We start from the raw sequence: 24,322 nt of genomic DNA, 5'->3' as shown, positions 1-24,322 counted from the left end.
AACTTAAATAAAAAATTATGTTAAATAATATTAGAAAAACTGCCGATAGTTTTATAATGCGGGTTTTATTCGCAATGATAGCTTTTGCTTTTGTCGGCTTTGGTATTAAAGATGTATTAAATGGAAGAAGAAGCGGCGATATTGTTACTTTTTCTCATGTGAAAAATATCTCCCAGGAAGATTTTTTGAGAGCAAAATCTTTAGAAATTAATGCTATAAGTAAGCAAACGGGAACAAGTTTAACGGATGAAGAAATAGCACAGTTAAATATTGATAACCGAATCCTAAAAAGGCTTGTTTACGATAATGTCTTAGATTATTTAGTGAGTTATTATGACTTAGATCTAAGTGATGATACAGTTAAAATTTTAGTTAAAGAATCACCGGTTTTTAAAAATGAGCAAGGTGTTTTCAATATAAAAATTTTTAAAACTTATTTTAGAAATTCTTATATGGATGAAGAAAAATATTTATTAAACTTCAAAGAAAAAGCTCTAAAAAATATTTTTGTTGGTACTTTTATAGAAAGTTTCTATGTTCCTAAAGCTATGACTGACAATATAGTAGATTATATGGCTGAAAAAAGAGAAGTAGAATTAATACAAATAGATTTACAAAATAAACCGAAAGATTTACAAATCCCTACTCCTACCGGTCAGCAATTGAAGGATTTTTACCAAGATAATAAAACCGCGTTTGAGGTACCTGAGAAACGCAGCTTTTCTTATATTAAAGCTAATATTAAGGATTTAAAAGTCTCAGTTACTCAAGATGAGTTGTTAGAATTTTATAATGAAAATAAAGATGAATTCGGTGATCAAAGTTTTGAAGCGGTACAAAAACAATTACATGATTTATTAAAGGCTCAAAAAATCGACATACTTAATATGGAGTTTGCTAAAAAGCTGGAAGATGAGACGGCAGCCGGTTCTAGCTTAGTTGAAATTGCCGAAAAATATAAGCTACCGATACAAAACGTTAACTATATAAGTTATGCAGAGCTTATTGAAGATAAAATAATTGCTGAAAGTGCCGATAATATTTTTGAGCTTTCGGAAGGTGAATTATCTTATCCTATAGAAACAGAGGATAAAAGCTATCTTATATTGGTAGAATTAAAATCTATTCAGCCGGCAAAAATACCTGAATTTGATGCTATTAAAGAGCAGGTAAATAAAGCTTGGATAAAGCGGAATATTGCAGATGTAAACTTAAAAATTATCAAGGATTTAGCAAAGGAATATAATTCAGATCAAGAGAACATAAAAGAGCTTAAAGCTACCGGAATAAAAATAAGCAAAAAAAGCTATATTAGATCCGAAATGGAAAATGATCTAACACTAACTCCTGAAATATTATTATCAATTTTTAATACTACAATAGGAAGTAATACGCCTGTATTTCAAGTAGGTGATGAAGTATATTTTGCACATATTAAATCTAGCAGTATCGATGAATTAACAGCTAAAAATATTCATGTCAATTCAGAAAAAAATATAATATATAATATTAAAAATTCTGTAATTGATGAGCTAATTAACTACACAATTATTCAGAATGATATGCAGGTAAAAGCTAATTTTAGTAAGTAGCGAAATCCATCAGGTCATACCGTATCGTCATTGCGATGAAATTACGAAGTAATTGACGAAGCAGGATATTTAATGAGATTGCCACGCAGCCTATGGCTGCTCGCAATGACGATAAAATAAGCCACACATTATAAACAAAAAAAACTATGAGCTTTAAAGATTTACCGGAGTTTTTAAAATTTTTAGAAAAAAACGGTGAGTTAAAGCGTATTGCTCTTGAGGTTAAAACTGACTTAGAAATTACTGAAATTAGTAGAAGAGTATTAGCACAAGGCGGACCTGCATTACTTTTTGAAAATGTTATAAAAGTCGACGGCATTAAGTCCGACATACCTGTTCTAACTAATCTTTATGCTAGTATAAATCGTATTTGTATGGGGCTTAAACTTAAGTCACCCAAAGAATTAAGAGAACTTGGCGTTTTACTAGCATTCCTTAAACAGCCGCAACCACCCGCATCTTTTAAAGAAACATTGTCAATGTTACCGCTTGCTAAGCGTATATTTGCTATGTCTCCTAAAACCGTATCAAAAGCAGCTTGTCATGAAATCGTCATTGACAAACCGAATATTAATATATTGCCGATCCAAAGATGTTGGCCGGATGATATTTCGCCTTTAATTACTTGGGGTATAGTATTTACTAAAGGTCCAACAAAAGATAAAATCGATAATTACAACCTTGGCATATATAGAATGCAGGTTATTTCAGAAAATAAGCTATTGATGCGTTGGTTAAAGTTACGGGGGGGAGCAGAGCATCATAAACGTTGGAAAGAAGCAAAAAAAGAACCTTTTCCTACTGCTATCGTTATCGGGGCCAATCCAGCGGTAACTTTGGCAGCAGTTATGCCGATACCTGAGAATATCTCGGAGTATAATTTTGCTGGTTTACTCGGTAATAAAAAAGTAGAGTTGGTACAATGCAAAACTATTGACCTCAAAGTACCTGCACATAGTGAAATAGTTCTGGAAGGCTATGTAAGTTTAGAGGAGTATTTGCCTGAAGGTCCTTTTGGGGATCACACCGGATATTATAATGATGTTGAGGAATTTCCTGTATTTACGGTTACCGCAATAACGATGAAGAAAAATCCAGTATATTTAAGTACCTATACAGGAGAACCGCCTGATGAGCCATCAATCTTAGGTGAAGCATTAAATGAAATTTTTATTCCTATATTACAGCAACAATTTCCGGAAATAGTCGATTTTTGGCTTCCACCTGAAGGTTGTTCATATAGAGTTGCAGTAGTATCGATTAAAAAATCCTATCCCGGTCATGCTAAAAGAATAATGCTTGGGATTTGGTCTTACTTACGGCACTTTATGTATAGTAAGTTTATTATAGTTGTAGATGACGATATTGATGTTCGTAATTGGCAAGAAGTAATTTGGGCAATAGCAACAAGAAGCGACCCAAGGCGTGATACGAGCTTTATAGATAATTCCCCGATAGATTATTTGGATTTTGCATCTCCTGAGTCAGGCCTTGGTAGTAAAATGGGAATAGATGCAACCGATAAAATATACCCTGAGACAAATAGAAAATGGGGTAAAAAAATAGAAATGAGTCAGGAAGTTATCGACAAGGTTAATAGTATGTGGAATCGTTTAAAGATATAAGGTATACTCGTTTAATTTGAAAAATTGGCGTTGTTGTTTCATATTTTTTGATCCTCACGTAGGGCTAATGATTTAATTTAGACGTTTTTTGTCAATAATTACTTACTCGGTAAAAAACCGATGCCTTTTGATTTGCTATATTGGAATGCGGATTCTACTAATTTGCTGGCAAAAGTGTATGAGGAATATTTACAAAATACATATTGCAATAACTTGCTAAAAGAGTCCAATAATTTAGAGGTACTCTGAACAAAAATAGATCTTGGAAAAGTTAATTGTAACTCTTTTTTCGTATTATTAAACGGACATAAGATTTTTTGTCTCACGGATTCAGGGCATGTAGCAGTTGTAGTTAACCCTCCCGCTAGTGCTAAATATAATTATCGGTTTAATGACGACTTAAGTTTAAGTAGTCATGAGTGGCTTATGAAAGCTACAGAATATAAAGGCTCATGGTGGAATTATTGGCTTAATTGGCTTATAAAAAATAATAATAAGCTAGTAGATTCTTTAGATTATCAGAATCTAGAGGTTATTGAAGAAGCTCCAGGAAGTTACGTAAGGAAGTAGGTGTTGTTTGTGGGGATACTAAATCGTCATTGTGAGAGCCATAGGCTGCATGGCAATCTCATGAGATTTTGCTTCGTCAATTACTTTGTAATTTTCCTCGCAATGACGGAAAAGCCGATCTATGCAATGCCTAAAATATAAATAAGTCATGAAGAGAAAAAATAATAAATTTATAGAAATATCTATTGCCTTTATTTTGGGAATTGCTTTAGGTATTTATGGACAGAATCCGGATTATTTTACTAATCTAATAAGTAAAAAATCATTAGCTTTATCTGCTCTGCAAATAAAGCATTACAATATTTCAGAGCTTTCAAGAAGTAAAGTTAGTACATGTTTTACTCCGCCTGCCGGTTGTACTAAGTTTATAGCCAATCAGATAGATAAAGCTGAAGAATCTATTTATATGCAGGCATACGGTATGAGCGATGCGTTAATTACTACTGCACTTATTAATGCACAAGCGCGAGGAGTAAAGGTTAGAATATTGCTTGATCGTAGTAATTTAAAGCAAAAATTTTCTAAATTATATGAATTACAACGAGCAAAAATTGATGTATATATAGATAAAGTACCGGGAATCGCTCATAATAAAGTTATAATTATTGATAAAAAGAAAGTAATAACTGGTTCATTTAATTTCACGGCTGCTGCCGATAAACGTAATGCTGAAAATGTAATTATTATAGAAGATCAGGAGCTAGCAGAATCTTATTTACAAAATTGGTTAAACAGAAAGGCGAGCAACTGAGAGGAGATTCCCACTATGTCATTCTTGCGAAAGCAGGAATCCAGTAGCTAAAAGATATAAATAGATTTTAAACATTTTTGATGACATTCACTAGCTTGTTTGAAATCTTTAGAAGTTGCTGCTTCTTTAGTAGTATTCAAAATAGTATTAACATTATTTTGTATAATTTCGGAATTTTTCTTAAGCAAAGATAGCATGCTTTCTGTAGCAATTTAGTTAGTTATTAAAAGAATATTCATAGCTCTTTGCATTGTATTTGTGATAGATGCAAGATCTACACTAGGGATATTTTTTATATAGAACTCATATAAAATTCTGGATTCATATAGGATTTCATTAAATCTAAAATTGTGTATTATTTCACATTATTCATTATCCTAAAAAATTTTTTGTGTTTTATAGGTTACGTATATGTATAAATTCTCAATTCATGCTCACATTTATAAAATTATGAGTTAATAATTGTTAGCATTAAGAATAATATTAAAAATAGTTAAGTTTTTATAAATGTTAGATACATCAATTCAAGCGTTAATAAATAAGTGGCAAAAATACCTCGTTTTGCAAAGAAATTACTCTAATCATACAGTAATTTCTTATAATAATGACCTTAAGCATTTTCTTGAGTTTATGAATTATTATAATTCAGAGCTTGTAACGATAAATCATATTAAAACCGCAGATATCAGATTAATCCGAAGTTGGCTTGCAAAACGTAACTGTGATAATTTTGCCGCTTCTTCAATTTCACGTGGTTTATCTGCAGTAAAAAATTTTTATAGGTTTTTAGAGAAAACAACACAATTAAATAGTCATATAATTTTTTCTATAAAATCTCCTAAAAAGACTAAATTGTTACCAAAAGCTTTATCGGAAGATGATGTAGTAATATCACTTGAACATATTGAAGAATACGGGAATATTAAGTGGGTAGAACTTAGAAATAAAGCCCTACTTGTCCTTATATATGCTTCAGGTCTACGTATATCGGAAGCATTATCAATTACGAAACTTCATCTACAAAATCTAGAATTTATAAGAATAATAGGTAAAGGTAGTAAAGAAAGAATAATTCCGTGGTTACCGATTGCTAAAAATTTAATTACCCAATATTTAGAAATATTGCCGTATAAGTTAGGTGATAATGAACCCATATTTAGAGGAAAGCAGGGTAAGAAATTGCAACCACCGGTATTTAATCGTGAATTAATTAAATTAAAGCATTTTTATGGTTTACCGCAGCATTTAACTGCTCATTCATTTAGACATAGTTTTGCTTCACATTTGCTTGAGCATGGTGCAGATTTACGGTCTCTTCAAGCACTATTAGGTCATAAAAGTCTATCTACTACACAAAACTATACTAAAACAAGTATAAAGCATTTAGAAGCTGTATATACTACCGCATATCCAATTAAAAAATAAAATATATTAATATTCATAATCTTCTTGCATTAATTTTAAGTTATATATTATTTTAAAAACCTTATAAACATAATATATTATAGTTAATATTGAGATATGAATATGCTAGAAACACTTTTAAAAACCTTATAAACATAATATATTACAGTTAATATTGAGATATGAATATGCTAGAAACACCTAAATTACCTATGGGATATAAACCTTCTCAAGATGAAGAATATATGTGTCCTAATCACCTAGAATATTTTAGACAAAAACTTTTAATATGGAAAGAGGATTTATTAAAGGAATCTCAAGAGACTTTAAATCATTTAAAGGAAGCAAATTTAAAAGAATCCGATCTTAACGATTGTGCTACTCATGAAACAGAAAGAGCTTTTGAGCTTCGTAGTAGAAATAGATATTGTAAATTAATGAGTAAAATAGAAGAAGCATTATCACGTATTAAAAATGGGGAATATGGTTACTGTGAAGAAACAGGCAACCCAATAGGTATAAAAAGATTAGAAGCACGACCTATTGCTGCATTATGTATTGAAGCTCAAGAGCGTCATGAAAATTATGAGAGAAGTCATTTGGATGAGCCTGGGAATTAAGTAGCTAGGTAATTTATGTGCGTGGATCGCAGGAATCCAAAAACATTTAATGCCGCCCCGTGGCTTGACAACGGGGTCTAGAAAAACAAATTATTATATTAATAATTTTAGTATTTTTAACTAGATTCCGCGATCAAGTCGCAGAATGACAATAATTCATTTTTGCAGGCATGATACTTGAACATCTAAAACCTAAAGAAGTTAGAGCATTTACTGTTTCAAATAAAGGTAATCCCATAACATTTGAATATGAGCCGGAAATAAATGAGATAAAAGCTTCTGCATAACCGGAAATTTTACATCCGCCGGCTTTATCTATTCCCTCATCCAAAGAACAATAAAAATTAATCTCTTCATCACTTAATTTTTTGAACTTAACAATAGTCTGAACTATTTTTTGTCTAACTGTAAGCTGATCATTCTCTTTTTTGATAATACATAAACCGGTATAGACACGGTGACGACGTCCGGATAACATCTTAATACAATTCTTGACTTCTTCATAAGTAGTAGCTTTCGGCAATATTCTTCTACCTACTGCTGCTACGGTATCGGCAGCTATAATTATAGCTGATTCCTCTATTTGAGATGCAATTTTTATAGCTTTTTCGTAAGCAAGTCTTATGGCTAAGGGAGCGGGTAATTCACGCAAATTAGGTGTTTCGTCTATATCTGCCGGAATAATTTGTGAAGGGATAATTTTGATTCTGTTTAGTAACTCAATTCTTGCAGGAGAGCTTGATGCTAATATAATCGGTAGGTTTTTTCTGTTCTGCTTCATACTTATAAAGACTAGTGACGATGAATCACACGCCCCTTAGTTAAATCATAAGGAGTCATTTCTACCATAACTTTATCTCCTAGTAATATTCTGATACGATTTTTACGCATCCTACCGGAAGTATGAGCAATAATTACATGATCATTCTCAAGCTTTACTCTGAAAGTAGCATTAGGTAAAAGTTCAAGTACTGTACCTGTAAACTGAATGAGGTCGTCTTTTGACATTATAATTTATGTTTTTATGGTCGGGGCGGAGAGATTCGAACTCCCGACCCTCTGGTCCCAAACCAGATGCGCTACCAGGCTGCGCTACGCCCCGATAATTAATTATATCTATACTATATACTCTATTATTCGTAGCAAATCAATTTGTTTATGTAAAAATTTATAGATTTTACCTAGAAAAAGTGGTTTTGTTAGGTTCTAAGCGTCATTGTATTAGTCCTGCGGCTTTGTTGTATGGCCCTTATGGTTCATACCCGTGGGGAAGCGGGAATCCAGTCTTTTTTGCTGTTATACTGTGACTTGACCCCGATCTTGTATAACAGACTGTGTCCTGAGATCCTGCAATCAAGTTGCGGGATGACATTAAAGATTACTGGATTCCTGCTTTCGCAGGAATGACATAAGAGGTACAAAAATTAATAAAGTTTTGCGGTTTTCACTAAGAAGCTAAAATAGATAGGTTTTACCCTTGTATTTCTTAATTTTTATATACGATTTACCGAATTTCTATAAAAAGTACATAAAGTTTAATTTATTTTAAACAAGAAAAAGTAATCATAAGTTACTTTTCTATATAGAAAATACCTTATTTATAAGTATTTTTATAGATATTTTTAGTATTAATTAATGTTTTGCAATTAAAAGTAATATATTATTTATATAACAAAATCATAATAAAAAAAAGGCATGTTTACATCAATTGCGGCATTGATGCTTGCTAGCACTAGTTAGTGCCCTTGGTACTGCTAACCGAATCGTAACAGTAGGGGGTGGCGCAGTAGCTGATGGTAGTGCTTTTGGCGGAGGAGCATATGTACCAGGTTCATTTGTAACCCTTGGCGAAGTAAATAATTTTACTGTAGATGTGCCAGCAATTCCTTCTATATATTTAGATACCTTTAATAATGCAACAATGACTGTGCCAAATAACATATTTTGGACCGGTTATACCTGTTGATCTTACTAAAGAAAATGTCGGGCGTGTTGTAGATGTCCCTAACGCTATAAATATCACTTTAACAGGTACGCCAGTTACAAATGCACAAGTACTTGCAGTGGTTCCTCCTGTTGCTCCAGGACCAGCACCAGGGAATACTTACTATTTTAACAGCTTTAATTTTAACGATTTAGCTAGTACTTTGATTTTTCAGGCTACATCTACTTTTTCCTCCTACTGGTGATAATAGCATCGCCTTTATCTCAGGTTCAGGTAGTATAGTAACTTCTGTTCAAGGCCAGGCAGATCTTACATTACAGATTGACACTGACTTTCAATTTAAACATCCAAGTTGGATTAAGGCAAAAACTTTTAATATTGCAAATAATAAGTTACTTAATTTTGCTACTGATACTTCACCAGCCGCAGGTCTTTACGTTAATGAAGTTATGGATATACAACCTATAGACATAGTATCAAGTTCGGCGGCCAAAATGCTACTTATGACGTAAGTAATGAATCGCCAAATGCTGCAGAATTTGTGGCTAGCTTCAACCTAGTTCCAGCAAATGATGTAGATGGTCAATTAAGAGTACAAGTGGCTTCCGGTAGCCGAGAAATTGCACTTAATGCAGGTAGTGGTAATGGAACAGGAGGGACAATAAGGCTTAACAAATTTTTAACCGATTGGGATAGGAGCTCCTCTAAATCACACTCCAGCTACAATTACAGGAACCATCTTTGCCTAAACTATTCAGATAGGGAACCAGTATCAGCCTATTAATATAGGAGTAGACACGCCGTATGGTGTGGATTGGATACTGGCGCGGGAGGATTAGTACAATTTACGCAGCACTCGTTAGTACGATTTTAGCAAGATGTAATTTCTGATATAGATTTTAACGGTACGGCCGCACAAGTAACAATCGTTGATGGTAAGAATGTTGGTGGGACTACCGGTGGTAATATAGATAATAAATTAGTAGGAGGTGTGAATATATTAAATTTTGTCGAATAGTACGGTTATCGGTAATGTAGGAGCTATAAATCCGGTTAATATATTAAATGTTCAAGGCAATAATGCCGGTACAATAAACCTTGCTGCGGGCGGTAATTTAGCGGCAGTAACAAGTAGCGGAGGTGTTAACGGCATTGTTAATGTTTTAGGAGTAGGTACGCGTAATGCTGCGGTCGGAGCAGGCCAACTTACAACAAATACTACGGGTAATGTTACTGTTGGAACAGGAACATATACAGGCAATATTACCGGTAATGCAACTTTTTGCGGGGCCGGAACTATTAACACAACAGTTATTACAGGACAGACTGATTTTAAAGGGTCTGCAGGTACGGTTAACGTTAATGATACCGGTACTTTAGTAGCAGTGACAGGTAGTGCAGCAACTAACAGTAATTTAGTATTTTTAGGAGGCGGTAACGTTACCGGAGTCATAAATAATATTGGAGCAATTACTGTTAATGCAGCAGGTAATAAAACGTTTATCTTGCAAAAAAGTGTATCCGCTACTTCTTTAACACTTGGTAACAATGCTGTGGCGAATTTACAAGACTCGCTTACAAAAAGCGGTAACGTGGATTTTACCAATGGCGGTGTTTTAGAGTTTTCGGGAGCAAATCCTGCAGGTTATTTACTTAACAGCCAAATCAAAAATGGGAACACAGGAACATTAAACGTTTATACTACCGGTACTACTTTAATGGCTACTGATTCAAGTATAGGTATGGTAAACACAATTAATATCGGTCAGGGAAATGCAGTCGCGGCATTTACGATAGATGTATCTAACAAGGCTTTAACGCTAGGAAGTGATATTAATTTGAATAATACTAAATCCGTATTTGGTTTAACTACTAGTAAAAATCAACAAGTTACCTTTATGAATAGTGTCGATGGGTTTGCTGGTGGAGGCGGTAGCGTCAATTTAAGTAGTACTTCTAGTACTATACCTAATAACAATGTGTTAACTTTGCAGGGTAATTTGGGTAATGAAACTCTTGGCACAAAGGCAAACCTTTGCTGTTATAAATGTTAGTGGTAATGTCGGCGTTGTGGGTACTAATGCTACGTTAGGTACAAATGGACTTGATATGATTAATACTGCAGTGCTTAATATTGCTGTTGGCGGGGTTTTTGCCGATGCATCACTTACCTCGGCTAAGATTATCAAAATTAATATCGGTGAGGTTAATGCTGGACCAGCCGTTTATGCCCTTGATGCATTAAACGGTGATTTTCCATTAGATGCACCAGGTGTTACATTCGTGAATCCCGCATCTGTTTTAAAGTTAATGACTACCGTAGCTAGCGGCAAAAACAGTACTATAGAGTTAACAGGTAATATAGAGCCAGTTGTTCCAAATACCGGTGTAGTTGAGATAAATGCAAGAAATGCTAATACCAAGTTAACAATAGATGGTATGGCTAATAAGTATGCTATCGGAACAAAAGCAAATCCGGTGAGTAAAGTACAACTTACAGGGCACGGAACACTGGTAATAACTGCTCTTAATACCCCAAATATCGACGTATCCGTTGCAAAAGTTGCTATAGGATCAAAGTTTGGATCAAATTTTTTTCTCCACTCCTTCCGGTCCTATTAATAGCGAGTTTGGGGCTGTAAAGATTGACGGTAATATGAATTTCCAAAATAATGTCGGTACCGTAGCAATATTTGCTAGTGATATAGCAAATAATATAACATTAGCTATTACCGGTAATATAACAAGTACCGGAGGTACTAACGGTACTATAGGTACAGTTGACGGTAATGGAAACTCAACGAATACAATTACGAACCTTGCAATGTTAAAAGCGGGTGTTGACAACAGCACCGTTACGATTAATGCCGGCGGTAATATGTCAATTGCTGAAATCCAAGGAACCGGCACGGGTAATAAGTGTTTACTCAAGCAACTAATTTAACCAGTGGTATTAACATCACAGGTGGTAAAGTTGTGGATTTAATGTTTACCGGTCCAAGCAGCGTTAGTGGAGCTATAGGTAGCAGTACTTCAAAAGTGGGTGATATAACTATTAGCGGTGATATATTAAATTGTACAGGAGGTATTAATGCAGGATATATAATATTAATAAATGTTGGCGACATAAAATTTAAGGAAACAACGAATAGTTTAGATATTTCTGAAGGATCAAGCTTTTCTCCTTTTGTTTTTAAATCCTGAGGATAGAGCATGGTGATTTTTGATGAATTTACTGCTATTACTTATTCCGGTAGTATAGGTACTAAAGGAATGGTCGATATAGTTCAAATAGACGGGGGTGATGTTACAATTCAAGGTACCGTGAAAACAGGCTCGATTTCATTTACTACTGCTCAGTCTGCAACTTTAAGCCTTAATAATACAAGTATAATAAATGAATCAATTACGACCACAGGTAATAAAATCCATACTCTTGCAATATCAAATTATTTAACAACTGGAGCTAGCGGTAGTGGTTCGGTAGGTTCACAGACTCAAATCACCTTAAAACTGTTCAGTTCAAGGGTGTAGACAGTAAAATCACAATCGATAGCGAAGATTTTTACTCGAGTATAACAACCAAGACTAATAATCAAGGTACGGCAATATTTAACGCTAATAATGGTTTGACCGATGATTTAGGCGGTGAGAATTTAAACCTTAAACTAGTGCAGTAGTAATAAAGGCACGGTAAAAGGGGATACCTATGCTAAAGATATTACTATTGATGCTGGTAAATCAGCGGTATTTACCGGTTATAACAGTAGAAGTTTAGACATTCCGTCAGTCACGGTCGGCGGTGTTAAAGTGCCAAGAGCAACAACAAAATTTCATTACAAAACAAAAATCGTTTCAGAGAACTTCAAAGGGAGCAGCAGCAACTCTTCAGCGGAATACACTAATGCTGCACTTGTACAAGCACAGATTAATGGTGGTAGTCATAAATGCGATGATGATGTATAGTTACAAAAAGCGGTAACAGGCACTAATACTATTACTTTTGCACCGAAGAAAACCGCTTTTATTATTGCATCAGATTTAGGAGCAAATACTATAAGTTGCCGATCAAGCAACAATGATGTTTACCTGTGATAATATTAGCGTAAATGTCGGGGGCAATATCTCAGGAAGTAATATAACTTTCGATCTTGGTAATAATAAAGTTACTTATACAGGCTCTGCTACTCCTACCGGTGAGCTTATTATAAATGTCTTCTATGATACTATAAATGCAGGGCAAACAGGCAACGCTAATAGCGGTAATATAGTACTCGCAAGCGGTAGTATCTTTGATTTATCAAATGTTTCTTCAATTAAAGTATTTTTAACTGCACAAAATAATCCGTTTGCTATTGGGCAAGGTAGTGCTTATCCTATCATCACCACGGCAGGAGGTAATATCATAGTTGGTAATTCTGTAAGCTTACCGTTATGTAACCGCTAATGAAGGTGGTTTTGTCAGATGGCAAATTACAGGTAATTCCTTTGTACTTTTAACGATAGAACCAACAGGAGATGTAACAATAGATAATATCATCAAAATTTTAATAAATACTACTGTTGGTAATGTTATAGTAAATACCATTGTAGGGCAAAGATGAGAAGTCGTTGAACATCTATTACCTATAATTACAAAGACCTTCAAATGAAATACATAGAATAACTACTCCGCTTATTACCCCAATGGGGTCCTTCCGTCGGTTCGAGTGTTGGAGGTTTTAACCCTCTACAGCCGCCACCAACTAGCGGTAGTGTAGTTATATGTTCCGCCTACCACTCCGGGCAGCTACGACGTAACACCTAGCAATCCGGCGGGATATAATACTCCGACTACTCCGGTTACAGGCACAGGCGAATTTGGTCCTAACGGACCTGGTACAGGAGGAACTACAGGAGATAATATTGGTACAGGAGGCGGTAGCCCATCAGTTGGTACCGGTGGTTTTGGTCCTAACGGTCCTGCTAATGTCGGAGGCAATCCTTACGGTCCGAATGCTTCGGTCGTAACGACTCCAACTTCAAACTTAGGCGCTAACCAGTTATCAACTGGAGGAGGCGGTAGCTTTGGAGGTACTACGGGTTATAACAGTCCGTTAACAGGTGGCTCAAGCTACAATAGTTCAGTTTTCGGTTCGGATGTATACAGTCCATCAACGGCTGCTAGTGGTTAGAGTGGTGCCGGTGGCTCAAGTTATAATAGTCCTGCTGCAACCGGTATTGCTCCTGCTAATAGCGGTAACTCTTCAGCACAAGGGAACAGTTCTAGTTTGGGAGGTACAACTAAAGGCGGTGTAACCAACAGCGGAAGTAGTCCATACGGTAATAGTTGTAATCCTAAAGCAACAGGTGTTTCTCCCGCTAATAATAGTAACGGCATGGGAAGTAGTTCCGGTAGCGATATGTCTGCTATAGGTAGTAGCTGAGATAATTCTGCAGGTACAAGTAGCGGTGGAAGCTCAGGTAGCGGAATAAGTCGTGCTAAAGCGAATGACGGCTTTAATGCTGCACAAGATAATACTAGTACCGCTAATCAAAAAGTAAGGGAGAGAATTAAGGCTCTTGAAGATGAAAATAACAATGCTACGAATCCTACAGCAGAAGATGCTACATCACGTAAGAGAGGTGTAGTTGTCGGAGGTGGTGATTGTGAACTTGATGAAAGTAAAGCTAATAATTCCATTTACGGGGTATGGGCTAGCCTATATTACGGTAAGGCAGTACAAAAAGCCTTTAACGGACTTTATAAAGCTAAATCTACCGGTGGCTCAATCGGGATTGATACCGTTATAAACGATAATATAGTTCTGGGTGCTGCTTATTAGAGTCGGTACGAAGTTACGTAAAATGCTAAAGCCGGCAATACTACTAAGGTCGGAACTAATATGGGCTCTATATACGGTTTATATAGCTTTATAAATAACCTATTTATAGAATGCGTAACCATCTATGCACGAAGTGATACTAAAACTAATGAACTACGTAATATTATAGGCGGTTATGAAACAGCACACGGTAAATATAATTCAACTTTTTATAGCGGTCAAGTAGTTGGGGGTTATAATTATCTATGGAAAGAAACTTCATTTGCACCGATGGCAGGAATCAGGCTTACTAAGATTAAAGATTTCGGTTATCAGGAATACGGTACTTCTTTCCAAAACCTAACTATTCAGAAACGTCAATATAACAAGGTTGAAGGTATACTCGGCGGTGAAATTAAGACAACCTACTATAAGGATGAATGCATAATTAGACAGCAAATTCATGCCTTTATTAATTACGATTTCAAAGGTAAAACACCGGCAATCGTTGTAGATCTTAACGGTCTTAATGAGCCTCTACCGGTACTGGCAAACCTACTAAAATGCTATATGATTTAGGGGCAGGTGCAGTAATTAAGAAGGGTAGAATGGAGTACGGAGTGCATTACAGTCTGAACTTAGCTCAAAAATACCATGCCCAGTTCGGTACGCTAAGATTTAAAGTAAACTTCTAAAAACCCGCATCAATTAAGAATAAGGATTTTAAAATCCTTATTCTTAATTACACACCGAATAGCATTACTATATAATCAGCTGTTTGCATAAAATTAAATAATAAGTTGAATTTATACAAGGATTATCATATTAATATTTGTAATTATTTTTCGGGAACTGCGATAGTTTTTATGGTAATTGCATGTAGTTTTTTATTTAATATTTCAGACAGGGCGTTTTTTACTAATTTATGTTGATTAATTAAAGAAAGTCCATTAAATTGAACATCTGATATTTCTAAGGCATAATGGTCTTGATCTCCTACTAAATCAGTAATTTTCATTGTACTGTTCGGAAATGATTCTTTAAGTATTTTTTCTAACTCTTCTACAGATATTGCCATTATTTTATCAATATTAATTTAAGTATTAATTAAAGTTTTTTTGCTTAAAGTAAAGCTTTATATGAATTTTTATTATAGAATTTTAAACATTCATTGATAAAATCGACTCTTATGAATATAATAATTAATATTATTATGTCATTCTATTAATTATTATGCAAAAAGAAACTGAAGAATTAAAATTATTTATCTTAGAATGTTTAAGTGAGAAAAAAGCAGAAGATATTGAGGTAATTGATTTAACAGGAAAACATAAATTAGCCGATTATATTATATTTGCTAGCGGTCGTTCGACTAAAAATGTTGGAGCAATTGCTGAATATGTAGCTTTAGAATTAAAAAATAATGCTGGTATAAATAGTAATATTGAGGGGCTTGGTAAATCAGAATGGGTACTAATAGATGCCGGTACTATTTTAATTAATATTTTTTATCCTGAAGTACGGGAGCATTTTAAGTTAGAAGAAATTTGGAAAAGATGAACGATCATATTCTTATTAACGTTATAATTTTACTCGGCACTGCGGTTTTTATCGTGGCTATACTTAAGCGTCTTAGATTAAGTCCGGTACTTGGTTACTTAATTGCCGGAGCTGCAATAGGTGATCACGGTTTAAAAATCGTAACATATGACCAAACTAAGTTACTAGGTGAACTTGGTGTAGTATTTCTATTATTTGCGATAGGACTTGAGTTATCCTTCGAGCGATTAAAAGCTATGAGACGATATGTATTTGGTCTCGGTAGTTTGCAAGTTTTAACAACCGCTATAGTAATTGCTGGTGCAATGGTGCTTATAGACGGCAATAGTAGTGCGGCTATTATTACCGGCGGTGGTCTGGCCCTTTCATCTACAGCACTTGTTATGCAGGTGATTGAGGAAAATCGTAGTCAATCAACGCAAATAGGAAGAGTTTCTTTAGCTATTCTGTTACTACAAGATTTGGCCGTAGTGCCATTGCTTGTGATAGTTCCGTTACTTGCCGGTAACAATAAAGCCTCGCTTGCAGCGGCTCTTGGTATTGCACTCTTAAAAGCCGTAACGGCCTTACTTACAATATTTATTGTCGGTCGTGTTTTTCTTCGTCCTGTATTTTCATTCATTTCATCAGAAAGTAATAATGCAAGCGAGTTACCTATTTCGATGACTTTGTTAATAGTACTTTCTGCTGCTTGGGCTACCGAAACATTTGGTTTATCTTTAGCTCTAGGAGCGTTTGTTGCCGGAGTATTAGTTGCAGAAACTGAATTTAGATTGCAGGCAGAGGAAAGTATTTATCCTTTCAAAAGTTTATTTTTAGGATTGTTTTTCATGACCGTGGGTATGAATATCGATGCCCTAGAAATGTATGAAAAAATATCTCATATTCTTACTTTATCTATTGCTTTAATAGGTATAAAAACCTTAATCATAACGGCTTTTTGTATTTTATTCGGTTTTAATAAAGGAGTTGCTTTTTATTCAGGCTTATTATTATCGCAAGGTGGAGAGTTTGGTTTTATATTATTCAGTTTAGGTAAAGATAGTGGAGTATTAGAAGAAAGTACTGCCGATATATTATTACTCGTAGTTACTTTTACTATGGCACTTACTCCATTACTCGCAGCTTTAGGGCAAAAGATTGCTGAGAAAGTTGATAAAGGACTTGGTAAAACTCCGACTCAAATGATTGAGCTTGGGGCAAGAGATTTAACAAACCATATTATTATTGCCGGACTCGGTAATACCGGTAAAATGGTAGCAAGAGTTTTGGAAGCAGAAGGTATAAGTTACGTAATACTTGATTTAGATGATGATAGAGTAAAAGAAGAGCTATCAAACGGTTTGCCGGTTTTTAAAGGTGATGTATCGCAAGCCGATACTCTAAAGGCATTAGGTACGGAAAGAGCATTCGCTATAATACTTACTATGAATAATCAAGTAACTATCAAGAAATCGCTTAAAACAATTAGTGGTAATTATCAGGATATACCGGTTGTCGTTAAGTTAAAAAATTTAAAAAATGCTAGAGAGTTTTATGATTTAGGTGCCACAACTATTATTCCAGAAAGTTATGAGACTGGATTACAAATAGGTGGAACAGTCCTAAAAAATATAGGTATTAGTGAGCAGGAAATTAATAGAATAAAAGTACAATTTAGGCTTGGTAATTATATAATAGCAAAAAAAGAGGATGCTTTATCTGAAGCGGAAGATAATGATTAAAATTCTTATTACTTTAATTATTGTAATATTATCAACAACAATTAATGCCGATAATAAAAAATTGCCTATTCCGAGATTTGTTTCAATAAAATCTAATGAAGTAAATGCAAGGAGCGGACCAACTACTAAATCTGCCGTAGAATGGGTTTTTGTTAAAAAAGGCGAACCGGTAGAAATAACTGCAGAGTACAAGCAATGGCGACAAGTACGTGACATTAACGGCGAAGGTGGTTGGATACATTCAAGCGTTTTATCAGGTAAAAGATCAGTAGTTATTACTTCTGATAAGGAAATAGAACTTACCAAATCCGCAGACCATAAAAGCCGAGTTATAGCAAAATTAATGCCAAAAGTTCGTTGTAGTTTGAAAAAATGTAAAGAACAATTCTGCCAAATTACATGTAAGGATTACACAGGTTGGATTTCCAAGAAAGTAATTTGGGGAGTGTATGATGATAATGATAGGTATTAATAGGCTTCTTGCATAACCTCCTTCTAAAGGTAATTTGTACGTCAATCCGGTACTCGCATCCTCACGTACTTTTATGTACGCTGCAGTGCTGTGTTCCGTGTTTCCTTCAAGTGCCTCTTTATAAGATAGGTGATACAAGAAGCCTAGTACCGATAATAAATTGTAAAAGTAATTTACTGCCTGAAGTTAATTTGCTAATAAAGATTTACCAAAGATATAATTATTTATCCAAAGATATTTAGACGGTACAAATGATGTCGCATTTAAAAAACTATTTAGCGATAAAGTAAAATTAATAAATTTATTGACCTCTCTTCTTAGGTTATCGCAAGGAGATAGAATCATAGATTTAAGCTATATAACTACTGAACAGTTACCTGTATTTCTTGAAGGGCAAAGAAGTTTGTTCGATATAAAAGTTAAAGATGAAACCGGTAGATGGTATATAATCGAGATGCAGCGTAAAATGGAGAAAGATTATCTTAATAGAACGCAGCTTTACGGTTATTATACCCACGTTAGTCAAATTAAGAAGGGTATGAAACATAAGGATTTATTGCCGGTAGTAATAATTGCTCTCATAGGAGCAAAAGCTTTGCCTGATGAATTGCCGTATATTAGCTATCATCATATAAAAGAAAGCAATATCCATAAATAATATTTGTTTTCATTAACTTATGTATTTATTGAACTAGGGAAGTTTAAAAAAATGATCTTAAAGATGATACCGATGAATGGTTGCATTTATTAAAATATGCTTCGCAAGAACAAGAACCGCCAAAAGAGATTAAAAATGAAATTGTGTTATCGGCATATGCAAGTTTAGAGCAATATAAATGGACAGAACAAGAGCATGATGATTATTTTAGAGCTGAAATGGCTATATAACAAGAAATAGATAAGTTTGAAGAAAAGTTTAATGCCGGGATGGAGAAGGGCATAGAAAAAGAGAAAATTGAAACTGCAAAAGAAATGCTAATAGAGAATGAGCCTATAGAGAAAATAGCACGATATATTAAGCTTACAATAGAAGAAATAAAAAAGCTAAAAGCAGAAAAATATAAAGTATAGATATTTAAATGAAAACCACCTTGCCCGAACGTTCTCTTAAAATTAGAGCAAGGCTTAATTTTATAGTGCAGCAGATTTTAGATATTGCACAGGAAAAATCGCTATGATTATCTTGTACGGCTCTTTTGCTAGAGGCGATTGGGTACATGATCTACCTTACGGCTATCATAGCGATACTGATATTTTGATAATTCTGAAAAAAGGTAAATATAAAGGATACAGTGCTTTAAGATTAAAAGATAATATAAATATATAAGATTAGAAAACACAGGAATAATAAACCCTAAGCAAATTATTCCGTATGATTCAAGAATATCGATAATTCTAGAGTCAATAGAGGAAATAAGTAGGCAGTTAGAAAAAGGACGTTATTTTTATACCGATATAAAAAAAGAAAGTATTCTTTATATATGATAGCGGTGAATTTATACTTAGCGAGGCTAAAGATTTATCTTGGAGCGATTGGTAGAGGTAAAGGTTTTTTAAAAGGGGCAACTACTTATTTAAGCGATTTGTAGTATGCTTTTTATCAGCCTTTGACCTTCATCAAGCTACAGAAAGTCTTTACAGTACTATTTTATTAGTTTCCTCAAACTACAAACCTCAATTACATAATTTACAAGAACTAGGTAGCATGGCAGGAAATTATGACAATGAATTATGGAGTGTATTTCTTCAATTAACCGAAGAACAAAAAAAGTGTTTTGAGCTTCTTGAAAAAGCTTATGTTGATGCAAGATATGATAAAAACTATAAAATTACTAAAGAACAGCTGCTTTGTCTTATTGAAAGAATAGAAAAATTAAAAGAAATCACCGCAAGAATCTGTACAGCAAGAATTAATCCGTAAGGATTGAGTGTCATTACTAACTCAGCATTATCTGCCTGGATACCGAGTCGTCATTGCGAGCGACTGCAAGGAGCGTAGCAATCTAGCAAAAATAATAAAAATCTAAATATTAGCATTTTTAACTGGATTGCTTCGTCAAAACTTGCAGTTTTTCCTCGCAATGACTGGGCTTTTAAAGATATCTATAGTTATTGAGCAATGCCCATTAAGGTTTTAGTTTAAAGATTGATATAAATATAGTATAATATAAACCTTTAGTATATTCGATGAACTGCAAAAATTGGCTGAGTCGTTCTACAAGAGCTTCGGTTCTCGCGTATTACGTTATACGCAGCTCATCTTGCCTTGTGAACTCCTCGCTCTTTTTGAATTTGATCTTCGTATACTAGGCTTTTAGTTTAAAGATATATATATATAAAATTATGAGTAAGAAGCTTTATATTAAGACCTACGGATGTCAGATGAATGTTTATGATTCCATTAAGATGCAGGATTTGCTTTATCCCTTTGGCTATGAACCTACTGAAAATATTGAAGAAGCAGATGTTATTATTCTAAATACTTGTCATATCAGAGAGAAAGCAGCTGAGAAAACTTATTCTGAACTCGGTCGTATTAAGAAACTACAAGATACCAGAACAAAACAAGGTTTAAGTTCTGCAATAATAGTTGTAGCTGGTTGTGTTGCACAGGCGGAAGGGGAGGAGATTTTTACAAGAACTCCTTATGTTGATATTGTTGTCGGTCCGCAATCTTATTATAACCTACCGGAATTAATCTCAAAAGTCGTTAGACATGAAAAACACTTAATCGATCTTGATTTTGTTGAAGAAGCAAAATTTGATCAGCTACCTGAGCAATTATATCCGCAAGGAACAAGTGCCTTTATATCGGTACAGGAAGGGTGCGATAAATTTTGTACTTTCTGCGTAGTACCTTATACTAGAGGTGCTGAATTTTCAAGAAATGTAGAGCAGGTTTACAGAGAAGCACTAAAAGTAGTTAGTAGCGGTGCTAAAGAAATTATGTTACTTGGACAAAATGTCAATGCATATCACGGTAAAGGTCCTGCAGATAAAATATTTAGTCTAGCCGATTTACTCAAACATCTAGCACAAATTCCCAATTTAGAGAGATTACGTTATACCACCTCACACCCGATAGATATGAATAATGATCTAATAAAGCTGTACGGCACCGAACCTAAATTAATGCCGTTTCTACATCTACCGGTGCAGTCAGGTTCAAATAAAATATTAAAAGCCATGAACCGCAAACATGATCGGGAATATTATTTTGATATAATTAATCGCTTAAGAGAAGCAAGGCCTGATATCGTTTTATCCTCTGATTTTATTGTCGGGTTTCCCGGTGAAACAGATGAAGATTTTGAAGATACATTAGATTTGGTCCGTAGAGTAAAATACGGTCAGTGTTATTCGTTTAAATATAGCCCACGTCCCGGCACACCTGGTGCAACTAGAACCGACCAAATACCTGAACATATAAAATCAGAGAGATTAACTATATTACAACAAGAACTCATGGCTCAGCAACTAGCTTTTAATACAAGTTGTGTTGGTAGTACTATGAAAGTTCTATTTGATCGCAATGGTAAATTCGACGACCAGATAATAGGTAAAACTCCATACATGCAGTCCGTATATATCCAAAACCCTAATAAGTCTTTACTTGGTAAAATCATTGATGTAAAAATTACTAAGGCTTCACTTAATAGTTTAACCGGCGAAATATTATAAGTCATGTATAAATCTCTTCTTTTTTGTTTAAAAATTTTTGTCTTCCTTATTTTAGTAGGTTGCGGGATTACTGCTTATATAATATACCACTATTCACGTGATTTGCCTGATTACTCACAGCTTGCACGTTATTATCCGCCGTCGGTAACGCGTATTTATTCCCGTGACGGCAAATTAATGGAGGAGTACGCTTTTGAACGTCGTGTGTTTGTACCGATTAATAGCGTACCGAGTTCGCTAATAGAAAGTTTTATTGCAGCTGAGGATAAGAATTTCTATAACCATCCCGGCGTTGATTTGTTTGGAATAGTTAGAGCGGCATTTTTAAACATATCTAATTATTTACATAATAGGCGTATGGAAGGAGCGTCTACCATTACTCAGCAAGTGGTTAAAAATTTTCTGCTAACTAACGAAGTTTCTCTTGAACGTAAGATTAAAGAAGCGATTCTTTCTTATATGATTTCAAGAGTATTTACTAAGGATCAAATTTTAGAATTATATCTTAATCAAACATTTTTTGGTCGTGGTGCATACGGTGTTGCGGTAGCTGCACAAAATTATTTTAATAAATCCGTAGAGGAACTTACTATTGCAGAATCAGCTTTTATTGCGGCACTGCCTAAAGCCCCTTCCGAACTTAATCCTGAGAGAAACTATGCTAGAGTAAAAGCTCGTCGTGATTACGTAATAGCACGTATGTTTGAAGATGGTTATATAACAAGAGATGCTGCGAAAGAAGCTATGGATAGCCCGATAGTTTTACGTAAACGAGCTAAGGAAGAAACTGTTACAGCAGATTATTATGCTGCACAGGTCAGAGAAGAAGTAATTAGGATGTTAAATAGTCAGGAAGAATTTTATACCGGAGGTCTTACTATCATTACTTCTTTAGATGCAAAGATGCAGCAATTAGCTGAAAACTCTCTAAGAAAAGGTCTAAGGGAGTTTGATAGAAGGCGTGGTTTTAGAAAGCCTATAGCTAATATTTCTCTTGATAATTGGCAAGGAGAGCTAAAAAAACTACCGACTCCTCCATCGCTTTTAGAGTATAAATTAGCTGTAGTTCTAGATGTAGCCGATAATCATGTAGAGATTGGACTTATAGACGGCAGCAAATCTAAGATGCCTATTGCTGAAATGAAATGGGCAAGAAGTAATCTTAAATCAGTTAAGACCTTGCTTAAAAAAGGTGATGTGATAGTGGTTGAGGCTATAAAAGAGGGGTATGCTCTTCGTCAGATTCCTGAAGTAAACGGTGCTATTATGGTTATGAACCCAAATACCGGACAGGTACTTGCAAGCGTTGGCGGTTATGATTTTTCCACAAGTAAATTTGATAGAGTAACTCAAGCACTGCGTCAACCCGGTTCTTTGAGTAAAACCTTTGTTTATTTAGCAGCTCTTGAAAACGGTGTTAAGCCGAATCAGATTTTTAATGATGGACCTATTGAGATTTCGCAAGGTCCAGGGATGCCTAGTTGGCGTCCTAAAAATTATGAGGGTAAGTTTTTAGGTGAAATCACTATGCGTACTGGTCTTGAAAAATCTCGTAATCTTATAACAGTAAGAGTTGCAACTGCCGTAGGACTTACAAAAATCGTTGATATAATTAAGCGTTTCGGTATTAATAATGAACCAAAAAAAGTTTATTCTATGGTACTTGGTTCAATTGAAACCACACTTAGCAGAATGACTAATGCTTATGCAATTATTGCTAACGGCGGTAAAAAAGTTGAGCCTCATTTTGTAGAATTAATTAAAGATCGTAACGGTAAAATTATTTATAGGCGAGATGATAGAGAATGTCTTGCTTGTAATGTTTCGGATAGTAATTTAGATACCGCAATATTAGAAATACCGAAAGAATATATCTATAGAGTTACGGATGAAGCTAGTGATTATCAAATTACTTCGTTTTTAACCGGAGCAATAGATAGAGGTACCGGTTATGCTGCGAAGAAGTTAGGGAAAATTATCGGCGGAAAAACCGGTACTAGTAACAATAGTAAAGATACATGGTTTGTAGGTTTTACACCCACAATAGTAGTCGGCAGTTATGTGGGTTATGATACACCGAAAGAGCTTGGAAAAAGAGCAACAGGCTCAAACGTAGTATTACCGATTTTTATTGATTTTATGAGTAATGCTTATAAGGATAAGCCATCGCTGCCTTTCAAAGTTCCAGATTCAATTAAGCTAATTCCCGTAGATAGAGCAACTGGTAAAATTACACCAAGCGGTACTGTTATAGAAGCATTTAAAGTAAATAATGTTCAGATGCTTGAGAATGAATATATGATTGATAATCAAGATAATAATGATATTTTTGATTATGTACCGAGTAAGGAAGATCAATCGCAGGAAATTTACTAAACTGTATAATTAGTTTAAGCCGATGTCATTCCCTGTTTTCTATGTCATGCCCGCGGAAGCGGGAATCCAGGAAAAAAGCAGCAATACAGCAAATTTTAAAAATTAAAAGTTCGATTTATCGTGCACCCTGGATTCCCGCTTCCGCGGGCATGACATCGGTATCATACAACAAAACCACCTATTTTTATTTTAACCTAT

Annotated in this window: 29 protein-coding genes, 1 tRNA gene and 1 pseudogene; 25 read left to right on the top strand and 6 right to left on the bottom strand. The window is 34.6% G+C overall.

The window, feature by feature from the left end:
* The first annotated feature begins 17 nt into the window (after positions 1-17).
* The 4 genes from BTU51_RS07135 (at position 18) to pld (ending at position 4,538) form a co-directional block, all read left to right on the top strand.
* The gene (locus tag BTU51_RS07135) at positions 18-1,592 is read left to right on the top strand and encodes a SurA N-terminal domain-containing protein (RefSeq protein ID WP_012151378.1); all 1,575 of its coding nucleotides are present in this window, start codon (positions 18-20) and stop codon (positions 1,590-1,592) included.
* A 146-nt stretch (positions 1,593-1,738) separates the two neighbouring features.
* Positions 1,739-3,217, top strand: coding sequence for a UbiD family decarboxylase (locus tag BTU51_RS07130; RefSeq protein WP_012151377.1), 1,479 nt, complete (start codon positions 1,739-1,741; stop codon positions 3,215-3,217).
* Positions 3,218-3,643: 426 nt separating this feature from the next.
* A complete protein-coding gene (locus BTU51_RS08725) occupies positions 3,644-3,787 on the top strand; it encodes a hypothetical protein (protein WP_012151376.1) in 144 nt (47 codons plus the stop codon).
* Between the two features lie 148 nt (positions 3,788-3,935).
* Entirely contained in the window at positions 3,936-4,538 is a 603-nt protein-coding gene (gene pld, locus BTU51_RS07120; protein WP_012151375.1) for a phospholipase D, read from the top strand.
* 47 nt (positions 4,539-4,585) lie between these two features.
* Here pld and BTU51_RS10080 read toward each other — a convergent pair.
* Positions 4,586-4,875: pseudogene (locus BTU51_RS10080) on the bottom strand (phasin family protein).
* A 170-nt stretch (positions 4,876-5,045) separates the two neighbouring features.
* Between BTU51_RS10080 and BTU51_RS07110 the strand changes: the two are divergent.
* Together BTU51_RS07110 and dksA are read left to right on the top strand one after the other, a co-directional pair.
* Positions 5,046-5,963: a tyrosine recombinase XerC gene (locus tag BTU51_RS07110; protein ID WP_012151373.1), complete on the top strand. Its 918-nt coding sequence runs from the start codon at positions 5,046-5,048 to the stop codon at positions 5,961-5,963.
* A 167-nt stretch (positions 5,964-6,130) separates the two neighbouring features.
* Positions 6,131-6,562, top strand: coding sequence for an RNA polymerase-binding protein DksA (gene dksA, locus BTU51_RS07105; protein WP_012151372.1), 432 nt, complete (start codon positions 6,131-6,133; stop codon positions 6,560-6,562).
* A 133-nt stretch (positions 6,563-6,695) separates the two neighbouring features.
* Here the strand turns inward: dksA and BTU51_RS07100 are convergent, their stop codons facing one another.
* The 3 genes from BTU51_RS07100 to BTU51_RS07090 form a co-directional block, all read right to left on the bottom strand.
* Positions 6,696-7,343 (bottom strand): Maf family protein, encoded by a 648-nt coding sequence (locus BTU51_RS07100; protein WP_012151371.1) that lies wholly within the window; start codon positions 7,341-7,343, stop codon positions 6,696-6,698.
* Positions 7,344-7,354: 11 nt separating this feature from the next.
* Positions 7,355-7,570, bottom strand: a complete 216-nt coding sequence (gene infA / locus BTU51_RS07095; protein ID WP_010977828.1) for a translation initiation factor IF-1 — start codon at positions 7,568-7,570, stop codon at positions 7,355-7,357.
* Positions 7,571-7,587: 17 nt separating this feature from the next.
* Positions 7,588-7,664 (bottom strand) — tRNA-Pro (locus BTU51_RS07090).
* Positions 7,665-8,285: 621 nt separating this feature from the next.
* On the opposite strand from BTU51_RS07090, the gene BTU51_RS07085 reads away from it, so the two are divergent.
* From BTU51_RS07085 to BTU51_RS07040, 7 genes are all read left to right on the top strand, one after another.
* Positions 8,286-8,528 carry a hypothetical protein gene (locus BTU51_RS07085; protein ID WP_012151370.1) on the top strand — a complete coding sequence of 81 codons (243 nt, stop codon included), beginning with the start codon at positions 8,286-8,288 and terminating at the stop codon, positions 8,526-8,528.
* A gap of 986 nt (positions 8,529-9,514) precedes the next feature.
* A complete protein-coding gene (locus tag BTU51_RS09565) occupies positions 9,515-10,561 on the top strand; it encodes a hypothetical protein (RefSeq protein ID WP_230453747.1) in 1,047 nt (348 codons plus the stop codon).
* Entirely contained in the window at positions 10,515-11,129 is a 615-nt protein-coding gene (locus tag BTU51_RS07060; protein ID WP_230453746.1) for a hypothetical protein, read from the top strand. Before BTU51_RS09565 ends, BTU51_RS07060 begins: the two co-directional genes overlap by 47 nt.
* A complete protein-coding gene (locus BTU51_RS07055; RefSeq protein WP_041472367.1) occupies positions 11,089-11,451 on the top strand; it encodes a hypothetical protein in 363 nt (120 codons plus the stop codon). Before BTU51_RS07060 ends, BTU51_RS07055 begins: the two co-directional genes overlap by 41 nt.
* Complete coding sequence (locus tag BTU51_RS07050; RefSeq protein ID WP_012151368.1) at positions 11,427-11,711, top strand: hypothetical protein; 285 nt, start codon at positions 11,427-11,429, stop codon at positions 11,709-11,711. Before BTU51_RS07055 ends, BTU51_RS07050 begins: the two co-directional genes overlap by 25 nt.
* A gap of 9 nt (positions 11,712-11,720) precedes the next feature.
* Positions 11,721-12,041, top strand: a complete 321-nt coding sequence (locus BTU51_RS08930) for a hypothetical protein (protein WP_012151367.1) — start codon at positions 11,721-11,723, stop codon at positions 12,039-12,041.
* A gap of 544 nt (positions 12,042-12,585) precedes the next feature.
* Positions 12,586-12,954 (top strand): hypothetical protein, encoded by a 369-nt coding sequence (locus tag BTU51_RS07040; RefSeq protein WP_014362428.1) that lies wholly within the window; start codon positions 12,586-12,588, stop codon positions 12,952-12,954.
* Positions 12,955-13,296: 342 nt separating this feature from the next.
* Here the strand turns inward: BTU51_RS07040 and BTU51_RS07035 are convergent, their stop codons facing one another.
* Positions 13,297-13,488: a hypothetical protein gene (locus BTU51_RS07035; RefSeq protein ID WP_012151365.1), complete on the bottom strand. Its 192-nt coding sequence runs from the start codon at positions 13,486-13,488 to the stop codon at positions 13,297-13,299.
* Positions 13,489-13,777: 289 nt separating this feature from the next.
* On the opposite strand from BTU51_RS07035, the gene BTU51_RS08925 reads away from it, so the two are divergent.
* Positions 13,778-13,933 (top strand): hypothetical protein, encoded by a 156-nt coding sequence (locus BTU51_RS08925; protein WP_193385855.1) that lies wholly within the window; start codon positions 13,778-13,780, stop codon positions 13,931-13,933.
* A gap of 459 nt (positions 13,934-14,392) precedes the next feature.
* On the top strand, positions 14,393-14,890 hold the full coding sequence (locus BTU51_RS07025) for an autotransporter outer membrane beta-barrel domain-containing protein (protein WP_014362503.1): 498 nt from the start codon (positions 14,393-14,395) through the stop codon (positions 14,888-14,890).
* Positions 14,891-15,149: 259 nt separating this feature from the next.
* Here BTU51_RS07025 and BTU51_RS07020 read toward each other — a convergent pair whose 3' ends face one another.
* A complete protein-coding gene (locus tag BTU51_RS07020) occupies positions 15,150-15,389 on the bottom strand; it encodes a BolA/IbaG family iron-sulfur metabolism protein (protein WP_012151363.1) in 240 nt (79 codons plus the stop codon).
* A 155-nt stretch (positions 15,390-15,544) separates the two neighbouring features.
* Between BTU51_RS07020 and rsfS the strand changes: the two genes are divergently transcribed.
* The 10 genes from rsfS to BTU51_RS06980 all read left to right on the top strand — a co-directional run bounded on the left by rsfS (position 15,545) and on the right by BTU51_RS06980 (position 24,124).
* Positions 15,545-15,871 carry a ribosome silencing factor gene (gene rsfS, locus BTU51_RS07015; RefSeq protein ID WP_012151362.1) on the top strand — a complete coding sequence of 109 codons (327 nt, stop codon included), beginning with the start codon at positions 15,545-15,547 and terminating at the stop codon, positions 15,869-15,871.
* Positions 15,868-17,595, top strand: coding sequence for a monovalent cation:proton antiporter-2 (CPA2) family protein (locus tag BTU51_RS07010; protein ID WP_012736865.1), 1,728 nt, complete (start codon positions 15,868-15,870; stop codon positions 17,593-17,595). The genes rsfS and BTU51_RS07010 overlap by 4 nt, the downstream gene beginning before the upstream one ends.
* Positions 17,588-18,067, top strand: a complete 480-nt coding sequence (locus BTU51_RS07005) for an SH3 domain-containing protein (RefSeq protein WP_004997294.1) — start codon at positions 17,588-17,590, stop codon at positions 18,065-18,067. Before BTU51_RS07010 ends, BTU51_RS07005 begins: the two co-directional genes overlap by 8 nt.
* A gap of 304 nt (positions 18,068-18,371) precedes the next feature.
* Positions 18,372-18,725 carry a PD-(D/E)XK nuclease family transposase gene (locus tag BTU51_RS09555; protein ID WP_012151359.1) on the top strand — a complete coding sequence of 118 codons (354 nt, stop codon included), beginning with the start codon at positions 18,372-18,374 and terminating at the stop codon, positions 18,723-18,725.
* A gap of 80 nt (positions 18,726-18,805) precedes the next feature.
* Positions 18,806-18,955 (top strand): hypothetical protein, encoded by a 150-nt coding sequence (locus BTU51_RS09550; RefSeq protein ID WP_012151358.1) that lies wholly within the window; start codon positions 18,806-18,808, stop codon positions 18,953-18,955.
* Between the two features lie 39 nt (positions 18,956-18,994).
* Complete coding sequence (locus tag BTU51_RS09545) at positions 18,995-19,138, top strand: hypothetical protein (protein WP_012151357.1); 144 nt, start codon at positions 18,995-18,997, stop codon at positions 19,136-19,138.
* Between the two features lie 103 nt (positions 19,139-19,241).
* Positions 19,242-19,394, top strand: coding sequence for a nucleotidyltransferase family protein (locus BTU51_RS08720; protein ID WP_162839893.1), 153 nt, complete (start codon positions 19,242-19,244; stop codon positions 19,392-19,394).
* A gap of 318 nt (positions 19,395-19,712) precedes the next feature.
* A complete protein-coding gene (locus BTU51_RS08390; protein ID WP_081498235.1) occupies positions 19,713-19,988 on the top strand; it encodes a HEPN domain-containing protein in 276 nt (91 codons plus the stop codon).
* 422 nt (positions 19,989-20,410) lie between these two features.
* Positions 20,411-21,748: a tRNA (N6-isopentenyl adenosine(37)-C2)-methylthiotransferase MiaB gene (gene miaB / locus BTU51_RS06985; protein ID WP_012151355.1), complete on the top strand. Its 1,338-nt coding sequence runs from the start codon at positions 20,411-20,413 to the stop codon at positions 21,746-21,748.
* A 3-nt stretch (positions 21,749-21,751) separates the two neighbouring features.
* Entirely contained in the window at positions 21,752-24,124 is a 2,373-nt protein-coding gene (locus BTU51_RS06980; protein WP_012151354.1) for a penicillin-binding protein 1A, read from the top strand.
* Positions 24,125-24,322: the final 198 nt, after the last annotated feature.

Origin of the sequence: Rickettsia rickettsii, assembly GCF_001951015.1 — a bacterium.
GTDB lineage: Bacteria > Pseudomonadota > Alphaproteobacteria > Rickettsiales > Rickettsiaceae > Rickettsia > Rickettsia rickettsii.
This window is presented reverse-complemented; position numbering and strand designations above follow the sequence as displayed.

Bases quoted from the DNA above. Each gene is read 5' to 3' on its own strand.
- BTU51_RS07135 (WP_012151378.1), top strand. From the start codon at position 18: ATGTTAAATAATATTAGAAAAACTGCCGATAGTTTTATAATGCGGGTT.
- BTU51_RS07130 (WP_012151377.1), top strand. From the start codon at position 1,739: ATGAGCTTTAAAGATTTACCGGAGTTTTTAAAATTTTTAGAAAAAAAC.
- BTU51_RS08725 (WP_012151376.1), top strand. From the start codon at position 3,644: ATGAAAGCTACAGAATATAAAGGCTCATGGTGGAATTATTGGCTTAAT.
- pld (WP_012151375.1), top strand. From the start codon at position 3,936: ATGAAGAGAAAAAATAATAAATTTATAGAAATATCTATTGCCTTTATT.
- BTU51_RS07110 (WP_012151373.1), top strand. From the start codon at position 5,046: ATGTTAGATACATCAATTCAAGCGTTAATAAATAAGTGGCAAAAATAC.
- dksA (WP_012151372.1), top strand. From the start codon at position 6,131: ATGCTAGAAACACCTAAATTACCTATGGGATATAAACCTTCTCAAGAT.
- BTU51_RS07100 (WP_012151371.1), bottom strand. From the start codon at position 7,343: ATGAAGCAGAACAGAAAAAACCTACCGATTATATTAGCATCAAGCTCT.
- infA (WP_010977828.1), bottom strand. From the start codon at position 7,570: ATGTCAAAAGACGACCTCATTCAGTTTACAGGTACAGTACTTGAACTT.
- BTU51_RS07060 (WP_230453746.1), top strand. From the start codon at position 10,515: ATGAAACTCTTGGCACAAAGGCAAACCTTTGCTGTTATAAATGTTAGT.
- BTU51_RS08930 (WP_012151367.1), top strand. From the start codon at position 11,721: ATGGTGATTTTTGATGAATTTACTGCTATTACTTATTCCGGTAGTATA.
- BTU51_RS07040 (WP_014362428.1), top strand. From the start codon at position 12,586: ATGATGTTTACCTGTGATAATATTAGCGTAAATGTCGGGGGCAATATC.
- BTU51_RS07025 (WP_014362503.1), top strand. From the start codon at position 14,393: ATGGGCTCTATATACGGTTTATATAGCTTTATAAATAACCTATTTATA.
- BTU51_RS07020 (WP_012151363.1), bottom strand. From the start codon at position 15,389: ATGGCAATATCTGTAGAAGAGTTAGAAAAAATACTTAAAGAATCATTT.
- rsfS (WP_012151362.1), top strand. From the start codon at position 15,545: ATGCAAAAAGAAACTGAAGAATTAAAATTATTTATCTTAGAATGTTTA.
- BTU51_RS07010 (WP_012736865.1), top strand. From the start codon at position 15,868: ATGAACGATCATATTCTTATTAACGTTATAATTTTACTCGGCACTGCG.
- BTU51_RS07005 (WP_004997294.1), top strand. From the start codon at position 17,588: ATGATTAAAATTCTTATTACTTTAATTATTGTAATATTATCAACAACA.
- BTU51_RS09545 (WP_012151357.1), top strand. From the start codon at position 18,995: ATGGAGAAGGGCATAGAAAAAGAGAAAATTGAAACTGCAAAAGAAATG.
- BTU51_RS08720 (WP_162839893.1), top strand. From the start codon at position 19,242: ATGATTATCTTGTACGGCTCTTTTGCTAGAGGCGATTGGGTACATGAT.
- miaB (WP_012151355.1), top strand. From the start codon at position 20,411: ATGAGTAAGAAGCTTTATATTAAGACCTACGGATGTCAGATGAATGTT.
- BTU51_RS06980 (WP_012151354.1), top strand. From the start codon at position 21,752: ATGTATAAATCTCTTCTTTTTTGTTTAAAAATTTTTGTCTTCCTTATT.